14 protein-coding genes and 3 pseudogenes are annotated in these 26,304 nt (G+C 68.3%); 4 read left to right on the top strand and 13 right to left on the bottom strand.

Annotation, left to right across the window (positions count from 1 at the left end):
- Positions 1–139 precede the first annotated feature (139 nt).
- The 3 genes and pseudogenes from CJ022_RS00565 to CJ022_RS00575 form a co-directional block, all read right to left on the bottom strand.
- Positions 140–2,746 (bottom strand): annotated as a pseudogene (locus CJ022_RS00565) (bifunctional aconitate hydratase 2/2-methylisocitrate dehydratase).
- Positions 2,747–2,807: 61 nt separating this feature from the next.
- Positions 2,808–3,209 carry a type II toxin-antitoxin system VapC family toxin gene (locus CJ022_RS00570; protein ID WP_101924778.1) on the bottom strand — a complete coding sequence of 134 codons (402 nt, stop codon included), beginning with the start codon at positions 3,207–3,209 and terminating at the stop codon, positions 2,808–2,810.
- Positions 3,210–3,212: 3 nt separating this feature from the next.
- Entirely contained in the window at positions 3,213–3,485 is a 273-nt protein-coding gene (locus CJ022_RS00575; RefSeq protein WP_101924779.1) for an AbrB/MazE/SpoVT family DNA-binding domain-containing protein, read from the bottom strand.
- Between the two features lie 390 nt (positions 3,486–3,875).
- On the opposite strand from CJ022_RS00575, the pseudogene acnA reads away from it, so the two are divergent.
- Positions 3,876–6,367 (top strand): annotated as a pseudogene (gene acnA / locus CJ022_RS00580) (aconitate hydratase AcnA).
- A 319-nt stretch (positions 6,368–6,686) separates the two neighbouring features.
- Here the strand turns inward: acnA and CJ022_RS00585 are convergent.
- Positions 6,687–7,145: a nuclear transport factor 2 family protein gene (locus CJ022_RS00585; RefSeq protein WP_233198547.1), complete on the bottom strand. Its 459-nt coding sequence runs from the start codon at positions 7,143–7,145 to the stop codon at positions 6,687–6,689.
- A 183-nt stretch (positions 7,146–7,328) separates the two neighbouring features.
- On the opposite strand from CJ022_RS00585, the pseudogene CJ022_RS00590 reads away from it, so the two are divergent.
- Both CJ022_RS00590 and CJ022_RS00595 read left to right on the top strand, forming a co-directional pair.
- Positions 7,329–8,979, top strand: a pseudogene (locus CJ022_RS00590) (AMP-binding protein).
- A gap of 171 nt (positions 8,980–9,150) precedes the next feature.
- On the top strand, positions 9,151–10,035 hold the full coding sequence (locus tag CJ022_RS00595) for a crotonase/enoyl-CoA hydratase family protein (protein WP_101924781.1): 885 nt from the start codon (positions 9,151–9,153) through the stop codon (positions 10,033–10,035).
- A 9-nt stretch (positions 10,036–10,044) separates the two neighbouring features.
- Here CJ022_RS00595 and CJ022_RS00600 read toward each other — a convergent pair whose 3' ends face one another.
- From CJ022_RS00600 to prfB, 4 genes are all read right to left on the bottom strand, one after another.
- Positions 10,045–12,231: an ATP-binding protein gene (locus CJ022_RS00600; protein ID WP_101924782.1), complete on the bottom strand. Its 2,187-nt coding sequence runs from the start codon at positions 12,229–12,231 to the stop codon at positions 10,045–10,047.
- A 10-nt stretch (positions 12,232–12,241) separates the two neighbouring features.
- On the bottom strand, positions 12,242–13,297 hold the full coding sequence (locus CJ022_RS00605) for a response regulator (protein WP_101924783.1): 1,056 nt from the start codon (positions 13,295–13,297) through the stop codon (positions 12,242–12,244).
- A 179-nt stretch (positions 13,298–13,476) separates the two neighbouring features.
- On the bottom strand, positions 13,477–14,997 hold the full coding sequence (gene lysS / locus CJ022_RS00610) for a lysine--tRNA ligase (protein ID WP_101924784.1): 1,521 nt from the start codon (positions 14,995–14,997) through the stop codon (positions 13,477–13,479).
- Positions 14,998–15,089: 92 nt separating this feature from the next.
- A complete protein-coding gene (prfB, locus tag CJ022_RS00615) occupies positions 15,090–16,163 on the bottom strand; it encodes a peptide chain release factor 2 (protein ID WP_101924785.1) in 1,074 nt (357 codons plus the stop codon).
- Between the two features lie 194 nt (positions 16,164–16,357).
- Between prfB and CJ022_RS00620 the strand changes: the two genes are divergently transcribed.
- Entirely contained in the window at positions 16,358–18,295 is a 1,938-nt protein-coding gene (locus tag CJ022_RS00620) for a GGDEF domain-containing protein (RefSeq protein ID WP_158238320.1), read from the top strand.
- Between the two features lie 102 nt (positions 18,296–18,397).
- Here the strand turns inward: CJ022_RS00620 and CJ022_RS00625 are convergent, their stop codons facing one another.
- The 5 genes from CJ022_RS00625 to carB form a co-directional block, all read right to left on the bottom strand.
- The gene (locus tag CJ022_RS00625) at positions 18,398–19,732 is read right to left on the bottom strand and encodes a hypothetical protein (RefSeq protein WP_101924787.1); all 1,335 of its coding nucleotides are present in this window, start codon (positions 19,730–19,732) and stop codon (positions 18,398–18,400) included.
- Positions 19,733–19,850: 118 nt separating this feature from the next.
- Positions 19,851–21,584 carry a single-stranded-DNA-specific exonuclease RecJ gene (gene recJ / locus CJ022_RS00630; protein ID WP_101924944.1) on the bottom strand — a complete coding sequence of 578 codons (1,734 nt, stop codon included), beginning with the start codon at positions 21,582–21,584 and terminating at the stop codon, positions 19,851–19,853.
- The gene (locus CJ022_RS00635) at positions 21,581–22,543 is read right to left on the bottom strand and encodes a phosphoglycerate mutase (protein ID WP_101924788.1); all 963 of its coding nucleotides are present in this window, start codon (positions 22,541–22,543) and stop codon (positions 21,581–21,583) included. The genes recJ and CJ022_RS00635 overlap by 4 nt, the downstream gene beginning before the upstream one ends.
- A gap of 4 nt (positions 22,544–22,547) precedes the next feature.
- The gene (gene greA, locus CJ022_RS00640) at positions 22,548–23,012 is read right to left on the bottom strand and encodes a transcription elongation factor GreA (RefSeq protein WP_199171402.1); all 465 of its coding nucleotides are present in this window, start codon (positions 23,010–23,012) and stop codon (positions 22,548–22,550) included.
- Between the two features lie 24 nt (positions 23,013–23,036).
- Positions 23,037–26,303, bottom strand: a complete 3,267-nt coding sequence (gene carB, locus CJ022_RS00645) for a carbamoyl-phosphate synthase large subunit (protein ID WP_101924790.1) — start codon at positions 26,301–26,303, stop codon at positions 23,037–23,039.
- Position 26,304 lies beyond the last annotated feature (1 nt).

A 26,304-nucleotide genomic window follows, 5' to 3' on the forward strand; every position in this document is an offset into this window, starting at 1 on the left:
CGACCTAGCGCCCAGCCTTCTGGTTGCCGGACAGCCCGATGCTGCCAGCGGCATTCCGAGCCGTCGCGTCGCGAAGGCCATCGGCCCCATGAAAAACCCGGCACCAGGCCGGGTTTTTCATCTCCGCAAACCGCTGCCGTCAGGCCGCGGTCTTCTCGCCCGCGTCGACGTACTCCGGAATCTGGTCGAAGTTCATGTAGCGGTAGACCCCGTTCGCGGCGGAATCTTACACGCCGACGTCGGCCATGTACTCGGCCTTGGTCGGAATGCGGCCCAGGCGCGAGCAGATCGCGGCGAGTTCCGCCGAACCCAGATACACGTTCGAGTTGCGGCCCAGACGGTTGGGGAAGTTGCGGGTCGACGTGGAAAACACCGTCGCGCCTTCCTTGACCTGCGCCTGGTTGCCCATGCACAGCGAGCAGCCCGGCATTTCCATGCGTGCGCCGGCCGTGCCGAAGGTGCCGTAATGGCCTTCTTTGGTCAGCTCCGCGGCATCCATCTTGGTCGGCGGCGCGACCCACAGCTTGGTCGGGATGTCGCGCTTGCCCTCGAGCAGCTTGGACGCGGCGCGGAAGTGGCCGATGTTGGTCATGCACGAACCGATGAACACTTCGTCGATGACCGCGCCGGAGACGTCGGACAGCGTCTTGACGTCGTCCGGATCGTTCGGGCACGCGACGATCGGCTCGTGCACGTCGGCCAGGTCGATCTCGATGACCGCGGCGTACTCGGCATCGGCATCGCCCTGCAGCAGCTGCGGATCGGCAAGCCAGGCGTCCATCTTCTCGATGCGGCGGGCCAGCGAGCGCGGGTCCTGGTAGCCCTCGGCGATCATCCACTTCAGCAGGGTGATGTTGCTGGTGATGTATTCGATGATCGGCGCCTTGTCGAGGTGCACGGTGCAGCCGGCGGCGGAGCGCTCGGCCGAGGCGTCGGACAGTTCGAACGCCTGCTCGACCTTCAGATCCGGCAGGCCTTCGATCTCGAGGATGCGGCCGGAGAAGATGTTCTTCTTGCCCTGCTTGGCCACCGTCAGCAGACCGGCCTTGATCGCGTACAGCGGAATCGCGTTGACCAGGTCACGCAGGGTGACGCCGGGCTGCATCTTGCCCTTGAAGCGGACCAGCACCGATTCGGGCATGTCGAGCGGCATGACACCGGTCGCGGCCGCGAACGCGACCAGGCCCGACCCCGCCGGGAACGAGATGCCGACCGGGAAGCGCGTGTGCGAGTCGCCGCCGGTGCCGACGGTGTCGGGCAGCAGCATGCGGTTGAGCCAGCTGTGGATCACGCCGTCGCCGGGACGCAGCGAGATGCCGCCGCGGGTGGAGATGAATTCCGGCAGCGTGTGGTGGGTCTTGACGTCGACCGGCTTCGGATACGCGGCGGTGTGGCAGAACGACTGCATCACCAGATCCGCGGAGAAGCCCAGGCACGCGAGGTCCTTGAGTTCGTCGCGGGTCATCGGACCGGTCGTGTCCTGCGACCCCACCGAGGTCATCTTCGGCTCGCAATAGGTCCCGGGACGCACGCCCTGGCCTTCCGGCAGACCGATCGCACGGCCGACCATCTTCTGCGCCAGCGAGAAGCCCTTGCCGGTATCGGCCGGCTGCTGCGGCAGGCGGAACAGTTCCAGCGTCGGCAGGCCCAGCGACTCGCGCGCCTTGGCGGTCAGGCCGCGGCCGACGATCAGCGGAATGCGGCCACCGGCGCGCACTTCGTCGAACAGCACTTCGGACTTGACCTGGAATTCGGCGATCACATTGCCGTCCTTGAGTGCCTTGCCGTCGTAGGGACGCAGCTCGATCACATCGCCCTGCTCCATCTGCGACACGTCGAGTTCGATCGGCAGCGCGCCGGCGTCCTCCATCGTGTTGTAGAAGATCGGCGCGATCTTCGAGCCCAGGCAGACGCCGCCGAAGCGCTTGTTCGGAATGAAGGGAATGTCCTCGCCGGTCCACCACAGCACCGAGTTGGTCGCGGACTTGCGGCTCGAGCCGGTGCCGACGACGTCGCCGACGTAGGCGACCAGATGGCCCTTGTCCTTGAGATCGCGAATGGCCTGGATCGGGCCTCGCTTGCCGTCTTTCTCCGGTACGAAGGGCGCACGTTCGCGCGCGTTGTTCAGCATCGCCAGCGCGTGCATCGGGATGTCGGGACGCGTGGTCGCGTCGGGCGCCGGCGACAGGTCGTCGGTGTTGGTCTCGCCCGGCACCTTGAACACCGTCAGCGTCATCGACTGCGGCACTTCCGGCTTGCTGGTGAACCACTCGGCGTCGGCCCAGCTCTGGATCACGGCCTTGGCGTGGGCGTTGCCCGCCCTGGATTTCTCTTCGACATCGTGGAACGCGTCGAACACCAGCAGCGTGTGCTTCAGGCCTTCGGCGGCGATCGCGCCGACCTCGGCATCGTCGAGCAGATCGACCAGCGGCTGCACGTTGTAGCCGCCGAGCATCGTGCCCAGCAGTTCGGTGGCGCGCGCGCGGGTGATCAGCGCGCTGCGCTCGGTGCCGAAAGCGATCGCGGCGAGGTACGAGGCCTTGACCTTGGCGGCGTCGTCGACGCCGGCCGGCACGCGGTGGGTCAGCAGGTCGAGCAGAAACGCCTGCTGGGACGCATGGTCCCCGCCCGCCGGCGGCGCCTTCAGCAGCTCGATGACCTCGGCGGTCTGCTGCGGCGTCAGCGGCAGCGGCGGGATGCCGAGCGCGGCGCGCTCGGCTTCGTGGTGGCGGTAGGCTTCCAACATGCGGGGAACTCCAGATCGAGCAGTGGGTGCGCGCCCTCGCGGGCGGCGCGGATAACGGACGTCAGGCCGAAGGAACGATCAGCCTGAGGCCCTTGAAATAGGTGCGGAAGAACGCGTCGTCGCGTGTGATCAGTCCATTGCACTGGAGCAGCGCGTGCGCGCCGACCAGAAAATCGGGCACCGCGCGCACCAGTCCGTCGTTGCGGCGCCAGTACCGGCGCTGCATCTCGCCGGCGCGCAGCGCGGACTTCGCCTCGATGCCGCTGAAGCGCACGCCCATGTCCTCGAGCACGGCCATGGTTTCGTCGCCGTCGTGCAGCGCGCTGCAGATCTCCGACAGCGCGATGTCGCAGACGACCACGGGCCCGCTGCTCAGGTGCTGGCGCAGGCAGGCCTCGGCGGCATCCGCGTTGGGGCCGTCGACCAGCAGGTCGATCAGCACCGGGGCATCGACGGCGATCACGGGTCAGTCGTCCGCGGGGCCGCCGGCGGCCGGATCGGCATCGGGCGGGGTGCCCTCGTGGCCGCGCGCCGCGCGCATCGCCGTATCGGTGGACGCGAACCCTTCGAGCCGGAAGCGGCCGCGTGCGCGCGACACCGCATCGTCGACACTTTTCCGCAGCACGATACGGCTACCCTCGAGCTCGACCTTCAGGATCGTGCCCTTGCTGAGGCCCAGCGCATCGCGAACCGCCTTCGGCAGGGTGATCTGGCCGCGCTCGGCAACGGTGGCTTCCATCGGACGACCCCTGTACGGTATGCATGAATCTTACATACTTCACCGTCCATACTCAATCCGGCGGGCTCGTACTGAACGGGCTGAACACGTCGCGTTGACGACAATGCTGTTTTCGCGGCGCCCGGTCCTGGACGTCGCCAGCCACAGGAGCCTCCCATGAGCGATTCCTTCGCCACCCGCACCCACCTCGACATCAACGGCACGCGCTATCGCTACGCCAGCCTGCCCGCCCTGGGCAAGCGCTTCGACATCGCCCGCCTGCCTTATGCGATGAAGATCCTGCTGGAGAACCTGCTGCGGCAGGAAGACGGCGAGTCGGTCACCGCGGCGCACATCGAGGCAGTCGCGACGTGGGATCCGAAGGCGGTGCCGGACACCGAGATCGCGTTCATGCCGGCGCGCGTCGTGCTGCAAGACTTCACCGGCGTGCCCTGCGTCGTGGACCTGGCGGCGATGCGAGACGCGGTGGTGAAGCTGGGCGGCAAGCCCGAGCAGATCAACCCGCTGATTCCGTCCGAGCTGGTCATCGACCATTCGGTGCAGGTCGACGTGTTCGGCCGGCCGGACGCGCTCGACCTCAACGGCAAGATCGAATTCCAGCGCAACAAGGAGCGCTACGGTTTCCTGCGCTGGGGCCAGAAGGCGTTCGACAACTTCAAGGTCGTTCCGCCGAACACCGGCATCGTCCACCAGGTGAACCTGGAGAACCTCGCGCGTGTGGTCATGACCTCTGACCGCGATGGCGAGACCTGGGCCTATCCCGATACCGTCTTCGGCACCGATTCGCACACCACGATGATCAACGGCATCGGCGTGCTCGGCTGGGGCGTCGGCGGCATCGAGGCGGAGGCTGCGATGCTCGGTCAGCCGTCTTCGATGCTGATTCCACAGGTGGTCGGCTTCAAGCTCAAGGGCCGCATGCCGGAAGGCGCGACCGCGACCGACCTGGTGCTGACCGTGACCGAGATGCTGCGCAAGCATGGCGTCGTCGGCAAGTTCGTCGAGTTCTTCGGCGAGGGCCTGCAGCACCTGCCGCTGGCCGATCGCGCGACGATCGGCAACATGGCGCCGGAATACGGCGCGACCTGCGGCATCTTCCCGATCGACCAGGAGTCGCTGAACTACCTGCGCCTGTCGGGCCGCAGCGAGGAGCAGATCGCGCTGGTCGAGGCCTACGCGAAAGCGCAGCAGCTGTGGCACGAGCCCGGCGCGCCCGAGGCTGAGTACAGCAGCGTGCTGGAGCTGGACATGGCCGACGTGCGCCCGTCGCTCGCCGGCCCGAAGCGTCCGCAGGACCGCGTGTTGCTGGAGAAGGTGCAGCAGAACTTCCGCGACAACCTGGGCCCGCTGATCGCCAACCGTGGCAAGGCCGGCAGTGAGGATCCGCAGGTCGACCGCTTCGAAAAGGAAGGCGGCGACCAGCCGCAGGCGGAGCGCCTCGCCGCCAAGCCGGTGTCGACGATCACGCTCGACGACGGCGAGCACGAACTCACCGACGGCTCGGAGGGCATCGCCGCGATCACCTCGTGCACGCCGGCCTGCTCGCGCGCAAGGCCGCGGCCAAGGGGCTGAAGGCGGCGCCGTGGGTCAAGACCTCGCTCGGGCCGGGCTCGCTGGTGGTGACCGATTACCTGGAAAAAGCTGGGGTCATGGACGATCTCGAAGCGCTGGGCTTCTACGTCGTCGGCTACGGCTGCACCACCTGCATCGGCAACTCCGGCCCGCTGCCCGAGGCGGTGTCGAAGGGCATCGCACAGAACGATCTTGCGGTGGCGTCGGTGCTGTCGGGCAACCGCAACTTCGAAGGCCGCATCCACGGCGAGGTCAAGATGAACTACCTCGCCTCGCCGCCGCTGGTCGTCGCCTACGCGATCGCCGGCACCGTCGACATCGATCTGACCCACGATCCGCTGGGCAAGGACCAGGACGGCAATCCCGTCTATCTGCGCGACATCTGGCCGACCAACAAGGAAATCGGCGACTTCATCGCCAAGACCATCGGGCCGGAGATGTTCAAGAAGAACTATGCCGACGTGTTCAAGGGCGACAGCCGCTGGAACGCGATCGAATCGCCGGACGGCGATCTCTATGCCTGGGACGAGGCGTCGACGTACATCAAGAACCCGCCCTACTTCGACGGCATGACGATGGACGTCGGCAACATCGACGACATCCGCGGCGCGCGCGTCATGGGCCTGTTCGGCGATTCGATCACCACCGACCACATCTCACCCGCGGGCAACATCAAGAAGGAATCGCCGGCGGGCGAATTCCTGCAGTCGCGCAACGTGCAGCCGGCGGACTTCAACAGCTACGGCTCGCGCCGCGGCAACGACGATGTGATGGTACGCGGCACCTTCGCCAACATCCGCATCAAGAACCTGTTCTTCGGCGGCGAGGAAGGCGGCAATACCCACTACTTCGGCGCCGGCGGCGCCGAGAAGATGCCGATCTACGACGCGGCGATGAAATACAAGGCCGACGGCATCCCGCTGGTGGTGTTCGCCGGCAAGGAATACGGCACCGGATCCTCGCGCGACTGGGCGGCGAAGGGCACCAACCTGCTGGGCGTCAAGGCGGTCATCGCCGAGAGCTTCGAGCGCATCCACCGCTCCAACCTCGTCGGCATGGGCGTGCTGCCCTGCCAGTTCAAGGAAGGCGAGAACGCACAGACGCACGGGCTGGATGGGTCGGAGACGATCGACATCACCGGTCTCGAGGACGGCAAGTCGAAGACCGCGACCCTGGTCGCGACCAGGACCGATGGCAGCGAGATCCGCTTCGACGTGCACGTGCTGCTGCTGACGCCCAAGGAGGTGGAGTACTTCCGCCACGGCGGTCTGCTGCATTACGTGCTGCGTCAGCTCGCGGCGAAGAAGTAACCGCTCCGCGTCTGTTTCAGCGGAAGCCCCGCCCGGCGCAGCGCGCCGGGCGTTCGGCGCATCGCGCGGCAATGCCGCGCAGGCGATGCGCCTCACCCACCACGGCGGTCTGCTGCATTACGTGCTGCGTCAGCTCGCGGCGAAGAAGTAACCGCTCCGCGTCTGTTTCAGCGGAAGCCCCGCCCGGCGCAGCGCGCCGGGCGTTCGGCGCATCGCGCGGCAATGCCGCGCAGGCGATGCGCCTCACCCACCATGGCGGTCTGCTGCATTACGTGCTGCGTCAGCTCGCGGCGAAGAAGCAACCGGTCCCGTTTTCGGACTACAACGCCGGTTCCCAGCGGATGCTGAGCATCCGCCAGGTGTCGCCACGGCGCCGCCAGGTGCTGTCGACGCGGTAGGCACGCGCGTTGTCGGGCAATAGCCGTCCGCTGCCACCTGTCAGGGCCGCCGTGGTGCGGACGGTCGCGCTGTCCTCGCCCTGCAACTGCACATCGAGCGGGCCTGCCGTGACGCCGATAGCCTGCTGCCGCATCAGCATCAGGGTCGCCATGCGGCGCGCTGCCCGGCGGTCCATGCCGTCGGGACCGATGAAGTCCTCGTCGAGCAGCGCTTCCAGCGCCGACGCGTCGCGCGCTTCGAGACTCTGCTGCAGTGCAGCGACCTGCGCACGCAAGGCCTCTTCCGGCGGCGCCCTCGCGCAACCGGCCGCGAATGCGAGCACGAGCAGCGCGAACACGGTCGCCGCCATCCGCCGCACGTGCGGAATCTCGTGGCACATACCGGCTCGTTCGGAACAGGACATCAGCGCGTCTCCCCGCGTTGCGACAGACACCGATTATCCACGCGCGCGAGCGGCCCGCGCTGCCTTGCCACTCCCTGGCCCCTATGCTCCAATCGATCGAATTGCACAGGTATGCGCACCGCATCGAGTGCCGACCTTCAATCTCTGGGAGAGGATTGCATGACCGAACAACGTCCGTGGCTGGCGAACTATCCTGCGGGCATTCCTGCGGAAATCGATCCGGAGCAGTACAGTTCGGTCCCTGCGATCCTCGACGAAGCGATCGCCCATCACCGCGACCGCCCCGCGTTCTCGAACATGGGCCGCACGATCACCTACGGTGAGCTCGATGCGCGCAGCCGTGATTTCGCCGCCTATCTGCTCGGCGAACTCAAACTCAAGAAGGGCGATCGCGTCGCGATCATGATGCCCAACTGTCTGCAGTACCCGATCGCGACGTTCGGCATCCTGCGCGCCGGACTGACGGTGGTGAACACCAATCCGATGTACACCGCGCGCGAGTTGCGCCATCAGCTGTCGGATTCCGGCGCCGCCGCGATCCTGGTCATGGACAATTTCGGCAAGACCGTCCAGGACGTGCTCGCCGACACGCAGATCAAGCAGGTGATCACGACCGGTCTCGGCGACCTGCTCGGATTCCCGAAGGGCCCGATCGTCAATTTCGTGCTGCGCTACATCAAGAAGATGGTGCCGGAGTACACGATCCACGGCGCCGTGCGTTTCCGCGACGCGCTGTCGCTGGGCGCGAAGCACCAGCTGCCCGAGGTCTCGATCACGCTGGAGGACATCGCGTTCCTGCAGTACACGGGCGGCACCACCGGCGTGGCCAAAGGCGCGATGCTGACCCATCGCAACCTGGTCGCGAACATGCAGCAGGCGTCTGCGTGGGTCGGCACCAACGTCAAGCCTGGCCAGGAAACCATCATCACGGCGTTGCCGCTGTACCACATCTTCGCGTTGACGGCGAACGGCCTGGTCTTCATGAAGTTCGGCGCCAAGAACGTGCTGATCACCAATCCGCGCGACATGCCCGGCTTCGTCAAGGAGCTCAAGCGCGAGCCGTTCACCGCGATCACCGGCGTCAACACCCTGTTCAACGGCCTGCTCAATACCCCGGGGTTCGCCGACATCGATTTCTCGCCGCTGCACCTCACGCTCGGCGGCGGCATGGCCGTGCAGCGTTCGGTCGCCGAGCGCTGGCAGAAGGTCACCGGCACGACGCTCGGCCGCCTGCATCAACCCGATGACGCTGGCCGAGTACAACGGCGCCATCGGCCTGCCCGTGCCGTCGACGGAAGCCTGCATCAAGGACGAGGACGGCAACGCATTGCCGGTTGGCGAAGTCGGCGAGCTGTGCATCCGCGGTCCGCAGGTGATGAAGGGCTACTGGCAGCGCCCCGAAGACACGGCCCAGGCGATCGACGCCGACGGCTGGCTGCACACGGGCGACATGGCACGGATGGATGAAGGCGGCTTCTTCTACATCGTCGACCGCAAGAAGGACATGATCCTGGTCTCGGGCTTCAACGTGTATCCCAACGAGATCGAGGACGTCATCGCGATGATGCCGGGCGTGCTCGAGGTCGCGGCGATCGGCGTGCCCGACGAGAAGTCCGGCGAGGCGGTGAAGGTCGTCATCGTGCGCAAGGATCCGTCGCTGACCGCCGAGCAGGTCAAGGCCCATGCGCGGGAGCAGCTGACCGGCTACAAGCACCCGCGGATCGTCGAATTCCGTGACGAGCTTCCCAAGACCAATGTCGGAAAAATCCTGCGTCGCGAACTCCGCGACGAGCCGGCGCCAAAAAAGTGACGTAATTCTCACTTTAGTGGGAACTGGTCGGTATTCGACCCCCAGGTCATTGAAATCCTTGCCCTTGTCATCGTTTGAGCGCATAGAAGCATGCATCGGGCGATAGATGAATAGATGGGGCTCCGTCGGATGCCCGGCCGGCGCGGCCCCTTCCCCAGGGGATCCAACACCATGACCAACGTCGAAATGCTGCACCGCGTCCGCCCGTATCCGACCATGCGCGTCGAGTCGGACCCGTCGAACCAGACACACTGGATGTACATGCACAGCAATCTCTCGGCAGGCGGCCGACCCTGTTTCCGCCCCGAGCTGATGGCCGACATGTGGAGTTTTCTCAACACCATCACCCTGCGCGAGAGCCAGCGGGAGCCCGGCAAGCTCCGGCACGTCGTGGTCGCGTCCGATGCCGACGCCTTCAACCTCGGCGGGGACCTCGCGCTGTTCGCGCAACTGATCCGCGAAGGTGACCGCGAGCATCTGCTCGCGTACGCACGCCAGTGCATCGACGGCGTGCATCACATCCACACCGGCCTGGGCGGCGACGTGCGCATGATCGCGTTGCTGCAGGGCGATGCGCTGGGCGGCGGTTTCGAACTCGCCCTCGCCTGCCAGACGATCGTCGCCGAGGAAGGCATCGACATGGGGCTGCCGGAGGTGCTGTTCGGCCTGTTCCCCGGCATGGGCGCGTATTCGTTCCTGTGCAAGCGCGTCGCGCCGCAGCTGGCCGAACGCATCATCCTCGAAGGCAACATCTTCACCAGCGAGCAGATGCATGCGATGGGCGTGGTCGACGTGCTGGTGCCCAAGGGCCACGGCGAAGCCGCGGTCGAGGATCTGATCCGCCGCCAGCAGCGCGCGCCGCATGCGCACGTCGCACTCAACGCGGTTCGGAATCTGTCCCAGCCCGTGGGCTACGACGAACTGATGGGGATCACCGAGGTCTGGGTCGACACCGCGCTGGCGCTCGGCGACCGGTCGCTGCGGACGATGGACCGCATCGTCAAGGCGCAGTCGCGGCGCACCTACGCGCTCAAGGCGAGCGGCACGGGCGGCTGAGCCCGCGGGTCAGGGCTCCCGGCCTTGATCGCGCGCGACGGAATTCCGTCCGCGCGCGTTCAAGGCGATCCGCCCCAGATCGAGTTGCGCGTCCAGCACCGTCAACCGCTGGCGCCACTCGCGGCGCATCTGCCATTCGGCCATGCGCATCAGCTCGCCGCTCAGGTTCGACAGTTTCACCAGACCGACATTGCTGGCCACGCCCTTCAGGGCGTGCGCGTGATCCCGCATCGCCGCCCAGTCTTCGGCCGCGCCCGCACGCTCGACGGCGGCCAGGCAGGTCTGCGCATCTTCCAGGCACTGGAGGATGAACCTGACGACGAAATCGTCGCCCATGCCCAGCGACGCGAGCTCGTCGAGCACATCGTCGTCGAGCAGTTCGTCGCTGCCGGCGCTCGCTACCGGCAGTGGATCCGGAACCGAAATGCGGGCGCCGGGCGTCGCGATGTCCGCCAGCAGATCCAGCAGCTTCGATGCGACGACCGGCTTGGCGAGGAATGCGTGTGCGCCCGCCTTGCGACAGCTGCCGATCGACTCGGGCGTCACATCCGCACTGAGCACGATGACCGGCGTGCGCGTCGCGCCGGCCTGCAGCGTCCTCAGCTCGCGCAGCATGTCCAGCCCGCTGACGCCCGGCATGTGCAGATCGACGACGATCGCGTCGTAGTCGCGGCCCGCGACCGCATCGAGCACGGCTTCCCCGCCCTCCACGCTGACCACGCTGTGGCCGGCCTTCTGCAGCAGGCGTTCGAGCACCATGCGGTTCGCCGCGTGATCGTCGGCGATCAGCACCTGCAGGCTGCGGACCCGCGCGCGATGGCGCAGGAAGGGGTCGCTGAACGCGATGACGTTGACCGCGCTGCGCGCGCCGCCGGCGGAACGCGCCGAGAACGTGTCGGACCGCCGTTCCGGCGCCGCCTCGGCCTCCATCGCCTCGACGTCGGCGAGTGCGAACGGCAACTCCACCCAGAACCGGCTGCCCGCATGCTCGGTGCTTTCGAAACCGATGGTGCCACCCATCGCCTCGGTCAGACGCTTGGCGATACTGGTGCCCAGGCCGGTACCGCCGAAGCCACGCGACAGGGTGGTATCCACCTGCTCGAAGGCTTCGAAGAGGCGATCACGGGCCGACGCCGGGATGCCGATGCCGGTGTCGGTCACCGTGAACTTCAGGCGCGTCCCGGTGCCCGCCTCCGACGAGGCCTCGACGTCCAGCCGCACCGCGCCTTCGTGGGTGAACTTCACCGCATTGCCCACGAGGTTCGTCAGCACCTGGCGCAGATGCGCGGGATCGCCGCGCAGCAGATCCGGCACCGCGTCGGCGACATGTGACGCGTAGGCCAGCCGCTTGCCCCGCGCCGTGGGCTGCAGCATCAGATCGACGCCCTGGATGAGCTCGCGCACCGAGAACGGCTGGTCGGTCAGCTTGAGCTTGCCGGCCTCGATGGCCGAGATGTCGAGCACGTCCTCGACGATCGCCAGCAGGCTCCCGGTGGAGGCGCGGATCGTGGCGAGATATTCGCGTTGCTCGGGATCCAGGCGCGTCGTCGCCAGCAGTTCGGACACGCCCGCCAGCCCGTTCAGCGGCGTGCGGAATTCGTGGCTCATGTTCGCGAGGAAACGACTCTTCGCCTCGCTCGCGCGCCTGGCCTCGTCGGTCGCGCGGGTGAGCTCGCGCAGCAGGCCGGACAGGTAAAGGGGAATCGCCGCCAGCCCGATCAGCAGGCCGATTCCGAGACTGAGGTTCGCGTGCCAGTACGGGCTGAGGACGATCGCGGAGCCGAAACTCACGACTGCCATGGTCATCGCGGCATACAGGTAGCGATTGCCGTAGCGAAGCCCGTTGCCGACCGTGACCCAGAGGATGAGCACGTAGACCCAGGCGATGGGACCGCCCATGACCGCCATGGCCGCCCCCATCAGGCCGTAGTCCGACAACATGCCCGCGATGCGGCGCGGGTGCGAGGTGCCGGGCGACGCCAGCAGCCACCCCACCAGTGCGGCGCCGACGCTGAAGCCGACGACGACCATGGTCATGACTTCGACGTAGGCCGGCGGGCGTGTGCCGCTCGAGTCGACCCACAGCAGGAACAGCAGCACGACGAACAGCAGCGCCAGGCGGATCAACGCCTGCCCGTGCTCGCTGTCCGGACGCCTGGCGAGACGCGCCTGCATCCATTGCAGCAGCGACGTCATCGCCGGGCGCTCACTGCAGCGAACCGGCGACCGGACCGCCGTAGAGCGCGCTGATCTCGCGCAGCCGCTGGGTATTGCGCAGCATCGCATCGACACAGCGCGGATCGAAATGCCGGCCGCTGTTCTCGCCGATGTAGGCCAGCGCCTCTTCGATGGACCACGCGCGCTTGTACGGGCGCTTGGACATCAGGGCGTCGAAGACGTCAGCGATCGCGACGATGCGCGCCTCCAGCGGGATCTCGTCGCCGGCCAGGCCGTCCGGATAGCCGCTGCCGTCGTAACGCTCCTGGTGGCGGAGTGCGATCAGCGCGCTGAGCTGGATGAACCGGTTCTGGCTGTCGGCCAGCAGGTCGTAGCCGATCTGCGGATGCTGGCGCATCGTCTCGGTTTCCTCGGCCGTCAGCGGACCGGGCTTCATCAGGATCGCATCGGGAATCGCGATCTTGCCGATGTCGTGCAGCGGCGCGGCGAGCTCGATCATCCGCACTTCTTCTTCGCTCAGGCCCAGTGCGTCGGCGACCATGCCGGCGACCGCAGCCACGCGTTCGAGATTCGCGCTGGTGCTGGCGTCCCGATAGGCGATCGCGCGGGCGAGCCGGATCAGGGTCTCGCGTTCGCGCTCCTCGACCTCGTGCATGCTCGCCAGCAGCCGCTGCTCCAGCGACAGTGCCCGCTGCTTGATCGACTCCGACTGCTGGCGCAGCTGCAACAGGTTGCGGCAGCGGGCGCGCAGCTCGCGCGGCCGCACCGGCTTGACCAGGAAATCGATGACCCCGGCCTCGAGCGCCGCCTGGCGGATCGGCTCGTCGCCGACCACGGTGACCAGGACGATCGGCACGTCGCGATGCAGCATCGGCCGACGGAAGCGCCGCGCGAACTCCAGCCCGTCGACGACCGGCATGCGGTAGTCGAGCAGCAGCAGGTCGGGACGATTGTCGTCACACCACTGCAGGGCGGTCTCGGGGTCGCCGAAATCGAACACTTCCATCTCGGGACTGATGTCCTCGAGGATGTGGCGCAGCATCGTCCGGGCGGACGTCTGATCATCGACGATGACGATGTTCAAGGCAGGCCTCTCCTGTTCCCCTGCACTGCCGGTGGCAGCGCGTGCGCACGATCTTAACGTGAAGCAAGCTCCGGGCCAGCCCTCGGGCGCGCCGGGGATGTGACGCCATCCCCATTCCAACGGGAAACGTGGGCGATGTCAGGCCAGCGCACCGCCGGCGCCGGCGTCGGAAACCGACGTCAGGCGTCGTTCTGCGGCCGCATGTAGGGGAACAGCAGCACGTCGCGGATCGACGAGGACCCGGTCAGCAGCATCACCAGACGGTCGATGCCGACGCCGAGCCCGCCGGTCGGCGGCAGGCCGACCTCGAGCGCGCGGATGTAATCGGCGTCGTAGTGCATGGCTTCGTCGTCGCCGCCTTCGCGGGCGTCGACCTGGGCGCGGAAGCGGGCGGCCTGGTCTTCGGGATCGTTGAGCTCGGAGAAGCCGTTGGCGATTTCCTTGCCGCCGATGAAGAGCTCGAAGCGGTCGGTGATGCCCGGCTCGCCGTCGGATTCGCGCGCCAGCGGCGAGACCTCGACCGGGTAATGGGTGATGAAGGTCGGCTGGATCAGGCCGGTCTCCACGGTCTTCTCGAACAGCTCCAGCAGCAGCTTGCCCCAACCATAGCCGGCCTTCACGTGCACGCCGAGGCGCACGCAATGCGCGGCCAGGGCTTCGCGATCGCGGCAGTCGGCGACGCTGATCTCGGGATTCAATTCGCGCACGGCTTCTTCGAGTTTCCAGCGCCGGAACGCCGGGCCGACATCGATCGCGTTGCCGTCCCACGCCAGCGCCGTGGTGCCGACGGCCTGCAGCGCGACATCACGGATCAGGTGTTCGGTCAGGTCCATGACCTCTTCATAGGCCACGTAGGCCTCGTAGAGCTCGAGCATCGTGAACTCGGGATTGTGCCGTGTCGACACGCCCTCGTTGCGGAAATTGCGGTTGATCTCGTAGACGCGCTCGAACCCGCCGACGACCAGGCGCTTGAGATACAGCTCGGGCGCGACGCGCAGGAACAGATCGAGGTCCAGCGCGTTGTGATGCGTGGTGAACGGCTTGGCCGCGGCGCCGCCGGCGATGTAATGCATCATCGGCGTCTCGACTTCGAGGAAGTCGCGAGTGTCGAGCCACTGCCGGATCGCGCCGATGATGCGCGAGCGCTTGACGAACACCGCGCGCGCCTCGGGCGAGACGATCAGGTCGACGTAACGCTGGCGATAGCGCTGTTCCACGTCGCTCAGGCCGTGCCACTTGTCCGGCAACGGCCGCAGCGACTTGGTCAGCAGCCGCAGCGATTCCGCCTTGATCGACAATTCGCCCGTCTTGGTGCGCATCATCGTGCCTTCGGCCGCGACGATGTCGCCGACGTCCCAGCCCTTGAATGCGTCGTAGCGCTCACCGAGTGTCGCCGACTGCAGGAACAGCTGGATGCGGCCGCTGACGTCCTGGATCTGCGCGAACGCGGCCTTGCCCATGATCCGCTTCGCCATCAGACGCCCGGCCACGGCGACGCGCGCGCCATCGGCCTCCAGCGCCTCGCCCGTCCAGCGCTCGGCATCGGCGTAGGTCGCCTGCAGGGCACCGGCCTCGTCGCGACGGCGGAAGTCGTTGGGGAACGCGATGCCCTGCCCGCGCAGCGCGCCGAGTTTGCCGCGACGCTCCGCGATCAGGGCGTTCTCGTCGGCGGGCGTCTGCGGTGCGGGGGCGTCGGTCATGGGTGCGGTTCGTCAGTGTGCGAAGAGGAATCACGCGCGACCGGAGCGGCCGGTCGTGCCGGGCCGACGCGGCGCGTCGGCGGGTGGAGCGATCAGACGGCGTCGCTGCGTTTGGCGCCGGCCTCGAGGCCGGACTTCAGGCTGGCCTCGACGAATTCGTCGAGATCACCGTCCAGCACCTTCTGCGTATCGCTGCGCTCGACGCCGGTGCGCAGATCCTTGATCCGGCTCTGGTCGAGCACGTAGTTGCGGATCTGGCTGCCCCAGCCGATGTCGGACTTGGTGGCTTCCAGCGCATCCTTCTCGACGTTGCGCTTCTGCACTTCCAGCTCGTAGAGCTTGGCGGCGAGCATCTTCATCGCGGTGTCGCGGTTCTGGTGCTGGCTGCGGCCGGTCTGGCAGGCGACGACGGTATTGGTCGGAATGTGCGTGATGCGCACCGCCGACTCGGTCTTGTTGACGTGCTGGCCACCGGCACCGGACGCGCGGTACACGTCGGTCCGCAGATCCGCCGGATTGATGTCGATCTCGATGTTGTCGTCGACTTCCGGCGACACGAAGACCGAGGTGAAACTGGTGTGGCGGCGGTTGTCCGAGTCGAACGGCGACTTGCGCACCAGCCGGTGCACGCCGATCTCGGTCTTCAGCCAGCCGAACGCGAACTCGCCCTCGACGCGCACGGTCGCCGACTTGATGCCCGCGACTTCGCCGCCGCTGACTTCCATCAGTTCGGTCTTCCAGCCGCGGTGCTCGGCCCAGCGCAGGTACATGCGCAGCATCATCTCGGCCCAGTCCTGGGCCTCGGTGCCGCCGGCGCCGGCCTGGATGTCGACGAAGCAGTTCGCCGAATCGAGTTCGCCGGAGAACATGCGCTGGAACTCCAGCTTGTCGACCTCGGCGGCGAACCCGTCGACATCGTCGACGACGGCCTGCGCGGTGTCTTCGTCGCTTTCGGACTCGGCCAGTTCGAGCAGCTCGCTGGCGCCTTCCAGACCTTCGGTCAGGCTGCGGATGCCGTTGACGGTCTTGTCGAGCATCGAACGCTCGCGACCCAGCGCCTGGGCGCGCTCGGGATCGTTCCAGACGGTCGGGTCCTCGAGCTCGCGCTCGACTTCTTCCAGACGCTCGCGACGGGCGTCGTAGTCAAAGATACCCCCTGAGCGCATCCAGCCGACAGCGGAGGTCGACGATGCGCTGGCGGACGGGATTGAGTTCGATCATGAAATGGGAACCGCGGAAAACCGTGGATTCTAACAAGTCCCCGTCCCCGCCGCGTCGCGTGCGGCCGGGCCGCGTCGATCCGGTAGACTCCCCGTCGCCATTGGGGGCACTGGCCACATCCACGACAATATTTAGACGCATGCAGACACTTGGTGGGCGGATGTTCTGGCTGATCGCGACGCTGGCGCTGGGGAGCGCGGCGTCGATGCCCGTGGCGATCGCCGCGGTGGTGCCGCCCGTGGACGCGACGGCGACCGGCACGGCCACCGACGGGATCGACCGCTGCTTCGCGCTGCGGCAGACCGATCCGGCCGCCGCGCTGCGGGTGGCCGACGAGGTGCTGGCGCGTGGCGCCCTGGCCCACGACGACGAAATGAAGCTGCAGAGCTGCCTGGGCCGCGCCGCCGCGCTGCTCGGCGACAGCGCCCGCGCGGTCGCGTCGGTCGACCGGATCGACGCGCTGCTGCTGGCGCATCCGATGCCGCCGGATTTCGCGCTGCGGGCACTGTCCAATGCCGGCGCCACCCTGCACATGATCGGGCAGGTCCCGCGCGCCCTGGAGTTCTACGCCCGCGCCTACGAAGCCGCACAGACCGATGCCTCGCAGGAGGCGCAGGTCGCGATGCTGATCAATGTCGGCAGCATCCACAGCGAGGAACTCGAAGCCTTCGAGGCCGCCGAGCGCTTCTATGCCCAGGCGCAGGCGCTCGCGGCCGCGCACGACATCCGCAACCCGGTGCTGGCCTACAACCGGGGCACCAACCATGCGCGGATGGGCAACGACCTGGCCGCGCTCGCCGCGTTCGATACCGCGGCCCAGCTCGCGACCGGCGCGGATGTCGCCCTCGTCCACGACCGCATCCGGGCCGAACGCGTCGCCGCGCGTGCGCGGCTGGCGCCGGATCCGTCCGCGCGCGACATGCTGGTCGCGATGGCCCGCGACCAGCGCGACGCAGGCGATCCCTCCGGCGCGGCGACCACGCTGGTGCGCGCCTCGGCCCTGGCGCTGCGTGAGGGCGACGCGGCGGATGCGCTACGCCGTGCGGACGAGGCCCTGGCCGTCGTCGGCACGGGCGCGTTCCGCATCGAATACCGCGACGCGGCGCGCGCGCGGATCGCCGCCCTGCGCGCTGGGGGTGCGTTCGAGGACGCGCTCGACGCGCAGCAGGCGCTGCTGGCGCGCGAGCTCGGTGCACTGCGCGCGCAGAACCTCGAAAGCCTGGCCGGCCTGCAGGCGCAGTTGCAGGACAAGTCCAGCCAGCAGGAAGTGATGTCGATGCGCGAGGCCCGCCGGCTGGAAGCGGACAACCTCAGCAAGACCCAGCGCCTGCGCAACGCCGCGGTGCTCGGCTTCGTGCTGCTGGCGCTGGCGATGGTCGCGTTCGCGTTCTACCAGCGCAGGGTCAACCGGCGCCTGCACCAGCTGGGCTCGGTCGATGCGCTGACCGGCCTGGACAATCGCGGCGCCGCCACGCGCCGCCTGCGCGCGATGCCGGTGCCGACCGCGCCCGCGCTGCGCAATGCGGTGTTCCTCATCGATGTCGACCACTTCAAGCACAGCAACGACCGCCACGGACACGGCACCGGCGACGAGATCCTGACCCAGATCGCCGCCCGCCTCGGCGAGTGCTGCCGACCGGGCGACATCGTCGCGCGCTGGGGCGGCGAGGAATTCCTGGTCGCCTGCCCCGGCCTCGACCTCGAGATCGCCACCCAGATCGCCGAGCGCCTGCGCAAGCGCATCGGCGACACGCCGTTCGCGATTCCCGAGGTGGGCGCCGTGCCGCTGACCATCTCGCTCGGCTTCGCCTGCTGGCCGTTCCTGCGCGACGGCGCCGACGGCAGCGGTGGCTGGCAGGAAGCCGTGGCGCTGGCGGACCGGGCGCTGTACGCCTCCAAGCGCGGCGGACGCGATGCGTGGACGGCGCTCTGGAGCGGCACGACGGCCGATGCGACGATCGCCGGAATCCTGCGCGACCCGGAGCCGGCCGTCGCCAGCGGCGGCGCACGCGCACTCAGCAGCCGCATGCCGATCCGCTGGCGCAGCGGCGACAGCGCGCCGGACGGCAGCGCCTGACGGCAACCGCAGCGCGAACGACACCTCGCCGGGCCGTCCAGCAAAAAGCCGCCGCATCCTGCGATGCGGCGGCTTCTGCGTGGTCGACGCCGGTCGTACGGCTCAGCGGCGATCGATGCCGATCGTGTAGCGGCCGGTCGCGCCGGAATCCACCGACGTCGCTTCGATGACGTAGTCGCCGGGCTCGAGCCGGTGCTGGATGCGCGCATGCAGCGCGCCGCCGCCGTCGTCGTCCGATGCGACCTCCTCGGTGCCGCGCAGCAGCCGCAGGTGGCTGTCGAGGTCGTCGGCGCGCATGTCGACGGTGTAGTCGCCGGCGCTGCGCACCGACACCGTGTAGCGGTCGGTCATGCCGGGCAGCAGCGTGGCGTCGGTGCTGCGTCCGATCGCCAGGGGGCCGCCACCGACGTTGGCCGGCACCTCGGTCGCCGACAGCGCCAGCGTGAACAGCCCGGCGCCTTCCGTCGCCGTGCCGACCTCGAGATCGTAGTCGCCGGGCTCGAGCAGCATGACGATGCGCGAATCGAGCCCGTCGCCGCCGTCGTCGTCCTGCTTCTCGATGCCATTGCCGCGCAGCGTCAGCATCGAATCGAGTTCGCTGCTGCGCATGTCGATGCGCACCAGACGCCGCGCCGGCAGCGAGAACCGGAAGCGCTGCGCGCTGCCCTGGTAGAGCCCGGTGGCCTCGGTACCGAGTTCGATCGCCCCGCCGGCCGACAGGCCGCCTTCGGGCAGCTCGCGGCTCGCGACGCGCAGCTGGTACATGCCGTTGACCGAGCCTTCGTAGCCGTCGGCGGTCAGCGTATAGCGGCCCGGCTGCAGCTGCATGCTGATGCGCGCGTTGGTGCCGTCGCCGCCGTCGTCGTTGTTGAGCGACACGCCCTGGCCTTCGAGGGACAGCTTCGCGTCGAAGTCGTCGGACAGCATGTCGATGACATAGAGCCCCGCAGTGTCGATCTGCAGCGGCAGGCGACGCGGACCGTCGACCCAGTCGCTGATCGACGCGCCGACCTGCAGCGTGCCGCCGTCGTAGGCTTCGATCGCCTTGGCGCTCAGCGTGAACGGACCGAACGCATTCGCGTCCAGGCCGCTGACCGCCAGCGTGTGCGCGCCGCTGCGCCTGGCGCGCACGACCAGCGTAGGATTCTCGTTGCCTTCGGGCGAGGCGCCGAGCAGCTCGCCGTCATGGAAGGCCGACAGCCGCGCGCGCAGCGGGCCGCTGGCCTGGAACGACACGACCTGGCCTTCGCGCAGGTCGACGCGGTACAGCGCGCTGCGCGAGCCGTCGCGGTAGTTGATCGCGGTGCGCGAGGTGATCTCGCCGCGCGTCTCGCTGCCGATGCTCAGCGACGCGGTCGCGGGTTCGGCGGCCTGCAGCGGTGCGCCCGTGCCGATCGCGAGCGCGATCCCCAGAGCCAGCGTATGGAATGCCTTCAAAGCGGATTCTCCTCATCCTGATGAGGCACGGCGCAATCGCGCGTGCCGGGCGCCCCCGGCGATCCGGCGGCGTCACATTCTGCCACCCGCATTCATCGAAAGGTGACGTGCGCGCGCGTCAGCGGGTGGCGAGCGGTTCCCGATGCTCGACGACGAGCTGCACGGCGTCGCCGCCGCGATAGTCGTCCGGGGCCAGACGGTAGACGACACGTTCGCGGGCAGCCGGTGCGAGCTCGCGCCAGCCGCCGAAGTGGATCGCCGACAGCGGTGCGCGACCGCCGTCCAGACGCAAGGTCAGCTTGAGGTGGCGCTGGCCGACGATGCGCCAGTCGACGACGGCGAACTCGCCGTCGAACAGCGGCTCGGGAAAGCCCTGTCCCCACGGCCCGGCGTCGCGCAGCCCGGCCGCGTGGACGATGTCGAACTCGTGCGGCGCCAGCGGGCCATCCGTGACCAGCTCGGCGCGCAGCAACGCGGGGTCGAGCATCGCCGACACCGCGGCGCGGAACGCGGCCGAGAACGCGTCGAGCAGGTCGGCGCGCAGGGTCAGGCCGGCGGCCATCGCGTGGCCCCCGAAACGCTCGATCAGGCCCGGATGCGCGCTGTCGACCGCCGCCAGCACGTCGCGGATGTGCAGCCCGGGAATCGACCGGGCGGAGCCGCGCAACTGCGGGCTGCCCGGTTCCGCCGGCGCGAACGCGATGACGGGCCGGTGCAGCGCGTCCTTCATCTTCGAGGCGACGAGACCGACGACGCCCGGGTGCCAGTCGGGATCGTGCAGACAGACGCCGGCATCCGAGGGATCCACCGGCGGCTGCCGCGCGACGGCCAGCTCGGCATCGTCGAGCATCAGCTGCTGCACCGCGCGACGCTCGGCGTTGATCGCATGCAGCAGGCCCGCCAGCTCGCGCGCCTGCGCCGGGTCGTCGGTCAGCAGGCACTCGATGCCGATCGCCATGTCCTCCAGCCGGCCGGCGGCATTGATCCGCGGGCCGATCGCGAAGCCGATGTCGGTTGCGGTCAGGCGCGCGGCATCGCGGCCGGCGACCTCGATGAGGGCGCGCAGGCCGGCGCACCCCTGCCCCGCCCGCAGCCGACGCAGACCGGCGGCGACCAGCGCCCGGTTGTTCGCGTCGAGCGGCACGAGATCGGCGACGGTGCCGACGGCCACCAGATCCAGCAGCGTCGTCAGGTCCGGCACGTCGCGACCCGCGAACGCACCGGCGTCGCGCAGACGTCGCCGCAGCGCCAGCAGCACGTAGAAGATCACACCGACACCGGCCAGGGTCTTGCTCGCGAACGCGTCGCCGGCCAGGTTCGGATTGACGATGACATCCGCGCCGGGCAGCGCGTCGCCCGGCAGGTGGTGATCGGTCACCAGCACGCGCCAGCCACGCGCCTTCGCCGCGGCGACGCCGGCGTGGCAGGCGATGCCGTGATCGACGGTCACCAGCAGGTCGGGCGCCAGCGGCGCGAGGGTCTCGACCAGGCCCGGCGACAGGCCGTAGCCATGGGTCACGCGGTTCGGCACGGCGTGCACGACATCGACCGCGCCAAGCATGCGCAGCCCGCGCACCGCGACCGCACAGGCCGTCGCACCGTCGCAATCGAAGTCGCCGACGACGAGGATGCGCTGGCCGGCGGCGACGGCGTCGGCGAGCAGCGCGGTGGCGGCATCGATATTGGTCAGCGCGTCGGGCGGCAGCAGGCGCGCGAGTCGCGGCTGGGCGGCCTCGACATCGTGGGCGCCGCGCGCGGCGTAGATCCGGCGCAGCAAGGGCGGCACGGTGTCCGGCCAGCCGGCACCGACGTCGCAGTCGCGACGGCGGATCGTCGGGGACGTTGCGCTCACGGCGCGGCCGGCGGCGTAACGACGCGCGCGCGGCGCCAGAGCCGCCACCGGTGCCGGCGCCGCAGATGCAGCACCTGGCCGTCTTCGTCGTCGACCGTCAGCGTGCGGAGCTCGCCCCGCGCCACGGCCGCGATCGCGGGCTGCAACCAGGCGGCCTGCAGCTGGCGCAGATCGCGCAGGCTGCTCAGGTCGGACAGCGTGTCGCCGTCGTCCGGCGTCCAGGAATCCGGCAAGCCCCCGACCTGCGCGACCGGCGATGCCAGCGCCTGCAGGGTCGCGTCGTCCGTCCGCACCGCGGCATAGCGGCCATCGGAGGCGGACCGCGCATCCGGCAGCGGCCCGCCGCCCCAGAACCACAGCGCATTGACCGGCGGCTTGCCGGCCGCAATCCGCGCCGCGTTCCAGGGATGGTTGTGCAACAGGATCTGGGCTTCGGTGCCGAGCGCGCGCCAGCGCCGCGCCTCGACGCTGTCGTCGTCCTCGTAACCGGCGAGGTCGGTGCCCAAGGCATCGCCGGGATCGGGAAAGTCCGGCAGCCGACTGGCGCGGCTCAGCCGCAGATACCAGCGCGACGGCACCGGCGCATCGAGCTGGAAACCGGCGTCGCCGAACACCGGCCGCAACACCGGCAGCAGCGCATCGCAATCGGCCCGGGTCAATCCCAGCGCATCGCCGTGCGCCATCAGCCGCACGCCGTTGATGTCGGGACGCAGCCACGCGGGATCGGCGCGCAACCACGCCGACTCGAGCGTGGCCGCATCACCGGCATCCACCTGCCGCGACAACGCCGCCAGCGGCCAGCGTCCGGCGGGAAGATCGAGGTGCCGGGCGAGCTGCGCGCGACGGCCGGCCGCCTGCGTGGCCGCATCCGCGCGCCCGAGCGCCTGCGCGATCTCCGGCAGCCAGCGCTGCGCGCCGAAGCGCGCGACCGCGGGCAGCAGGAACGTCGCCGCTGTCACCGGCTCAGCCGAGATACTCGACGCTGACGATGTCGTATTCGCGCGTTCCGGCCGGCGCATCGATGCTGACGCTGTCGCCTTCGAGCTTGCCGATCAGCGCACGCGCGACCGGCGACGAGATCGCGATCAGGCCCTGCTTGATGTCGGCTTCGAGGTCGCCGACGATCTGGTAGCGCTTTTCCTCGTCGGTCTCGACGTCGGCGATCGTCACCGTGGCGCCGAACACCACCTTCGAGCCCGCGTTGAGCTTGCTGACGTCGATGAGTTCGGCATGCGAGAGCTCGCCTTCGAGCTGCTTGATGCGGCCTTCGATGAAGCTCTGCTGTTCGCGCGCGGCGTGGTATTCGGCGTTCTCCTTCAGGTCGCCGTGCGCGCGCGCTTCGGCGATCGCCTCGATGACCGCCGGTCGCTTCACTGACTTCAGTTCTTCCAGTTCCGCACGCAGGCGCACGGCGCCCTGCGTTGTCATGGGTGCGCGCATGGCGTCCCTCCTTCAGTTCGTGGGTTGGACAGCCGCACCGCGCAACTGCGCGTGCAGCTCCTGCAGCGACCACACCGGGCCGCTGCCGCGGAATTCGAGCGAGTGCAGCAGCGCCTTGGCGCCGGCGACCGTCGTCGAGTACGTGACCCGGTGCTGCAGGGCCTCGCGCCGGATCGAGAACGAGTCGGCGATCGCCTGCTTGCCCTCGGTCGTGTTGACGATGTACGCGATCTCGCCGTTCTTGATCAGGTCGACGACGTGCGGACGGCCCTCGACCACCTTGTTGATCTGCTCGCACGCGATGTCGTGCTCGCGCAGCCACTTCGCGGTGCCGGCGGTTGCGACGATCGTGTAGCCACGCGCGATGATGTCGCGGGCGACGGGCAACACCCGCTTCTTGTCGGGATCGCGCACGGACACGAACACCTTGCCGCTGGTCGGCGGGGTCTTGATGCTCGCCGCTTCCTGCGCGCGTGCGAACGCCGCGCCGAAGCTTTCGCCGACGCCCATCACTTCACCGGTCGAACGCATCTCCGGTCCGAGGATCGGATCGACGTTCTGGAACTTGGCGAAAGGGAAGATCGCTTCCTTGACCGAGTAGTACTCGGGCACGATCTCGGTGGTCGCGCCCTGTTCGGCCAGCGTCTTGCCGGCCATGCAGCGCGCCGCGATCTTGGCCAGCGGAATGCCGATCGCCTTGGACACGAACGGCACCGTGCGCGACGCACGCGGGTTCACTTCCAGCAGGAAGATCGTATCCACGCCGTCGTCGTCGGTCTGCACCGCGAACTGGGTGTTCATCAGGCCGATCACCTTGAGCTTGCGCGCCAGCGCGACGACCTGCTCGCGCAGGCGCGCCTGCACCTCGCTCGACAGCGAATACGGCGGCAGCGAACACGAGGAATCGCCCGAATGCACGCCGGCTTCCTCGATGTGCTCCATGACGCCGCCGATCAGCACGTTGCCTTCACGATCGGCGATGACGTCGATGTCGACCTCCACCGCATTGTCGAGGAAGCGGTCGAGCAGCACCGGCGAATCGTTCGAGACCTTGACCGCATCGCGCATGTAGCGCGCGAGATCACTGTCGGCGTGCACCACTTCCATCGCGCGGCCACCGAGCACGTAGCTCGGACGCACGACCAGCGGATAGCCGATCTCGCGCGCCAGCACCAGCGCTTCCTCGGGGTTGCGCGCAGTGCGGTTCGGCGGCTGCTTGAGGCCCAGCTCGTCGACCAGCTTCTGGAAGCGCTCGCGGTCCTCGGCCAGGTCGATCGAGTCCGGCGAGGTGCCGATGATCGGCACGCCGTTGGCTTCGAGCGCACGCGCGAGCTTGAGCGGAGTCTGGCCGCCGTACTGCACGATCACGCCCTTGGGCTTCTCGACCTCGACGATCTCCAGAACGTCCTCGAGGGTCAGCGGCTCGAAGTAGAGGCGGTCGGAGGTGTCGTAATCGGTCGACACGGTTTCCGGGTTGCAGTTGACCATGATGGTCTCGTACCCGTCATCGCGCAGTGCCAGCGCGGCGTGCACGCAGCAGTAGTCGAACTCGATGCCCTGGCCGATCCGGTTGGGACCGCCGCCGAGGATCATGATCTTGTCGCGGCTGGTCGGCTGCGCCTCGCACTCGTCCTCGTAGGTCGAATACAGATAGGCGGTATCGGTGGCGAACTCGGCCGCGCAGGAGTCGACCCGCTTGTAGACCGGGCGCACACCGAACGCGCGGCGCAGTGCGCGCACCGCCTGTTCGTCGGTGCCGAGCAGCTGCGACAGACGCGCGTCGGAGAAACCCATGCGCTTGAGCGCGCGCAGGCGCGCCTTGTCGAGCGCGTCGATGCCGGCGGCGGCGACGTCGGCCTCGGTCGTGATCAACTCTTCGATCTGGTCGAGGAACCAGTGGTCGACGTACGACAGCGCGTAGACGTCCTCCACCGACAGGCCGGCACGGAACGCATCGGCCAGATAGAACAGGCGCTCGGGACCCGGCTCGCGCACTTCGCGGCGCAGCGTCGCCATGTCGTCTTCATCGGTCAGGTCCAGACCCGTGGGGTCGAAGCCGACCTTGCCGGTTTCCAGACCGCGCAGCGCCTTCTGCATCGATTCCTGGAAGGTTCGGCCCATCGCCATGACTTCGCCGACCGACTTCATCTGCGTGGTCAGGCGGGCATCGGCCTGCGGGAACTTCTCGAACGCGAAGCGCGGAATCTTGGTGACCACGTAGTCGATCGACGGCTCGAACGAGGCCGGCGTCTTGCCGCCGGTGATCTCGTTCTTGAGTTCGTCGAGCGTGTAACCCACGGCGAGCTTGGCCGCGACCTTGGCGATCGGGAAGCCGGTCGCCTTCGATGCCAGCGCGGACGAACGCGACACGCGCGGATTCATCTCGATGACGACCACGCGGCCGTCCTTCGGATTGATGCCGAACTGCACGTTCGAGCCGCCGGTGTCCACGCCGATCTTGCGCAGCACCGCGACCGACGCGTTGCGCAGGCGCTGGTATTCCTTGTCGGTCAGCGTCTGCGCCGGCGCGACGGTGATCGAGTCGCCGGTGTGCACGCCCATCGGATCGAGGTTCTCGATCGAGCAGACGATGATGCAGTTGTCCGCGGTATCGCGGACCACTTCCATCTCGAATTCCTTCCAGCCCAACACCGATTCCTCGACCAGCACTTCGGTCGTCGGCGACAGCTCGAGACCGCGGGTCACGATGTCGACCAGTTCCTCGCGGTTGTAGGCAATGCCGCCGCCCGAACCGCCGAGGGTGAAGCTCGGACGGATGATGGTCGGATAGCCGACGCGCGTCTGGATGTCGATCGCTTCCTCGAGCGTGTGCGCCACTTCGGCGCGCGGGCATTCGAGATCGATCTCGCCCATCGCCACGCGGAACAGCTCGCGGTCTTCGGCCATGCGGATCGCGTCGCGCTTGGCGCCGATCAGCTCGACGTTGTACTTCTCGAGCACACCGTGATCGGCGAGATCGAGCGCGCAGTTGAGCGCGGTCTGGCCGCCCATCGTCGGCAGCAGCGCGTCGGGCTTTTCCTTGGCGATGATCTTCTCGACCGTCTGCCAGTTGATCGGCTCGATGTAGACCGCGTCGGCCATGTCCGGGTCGGTCATGATCGTCGCGGGATTGCTGTTGACCAGAACCACGCGATAGCCCTCGTCGCGCAGCGCCTTGCACGCCTGCGCGCCGGAGTAGTCGAACTCGCAGGCCTGGCCGATGACGATCGGTCCGGCGCCGATGATGAGGATGGTCTGGATATCAGTGCGCTTCGGCATG

This window comes from Luteimonas rhizosphaerae (genome assembly GCF_002849595.1).
GTDB classification, from domain to species: domain Bacteria; phylum Pseudomonadota; class Gammaproteobacteria; order Xanthomonadales; family Xanthomonadaceae; genus Luteimonas; species Luteimonas cellulosilyticus.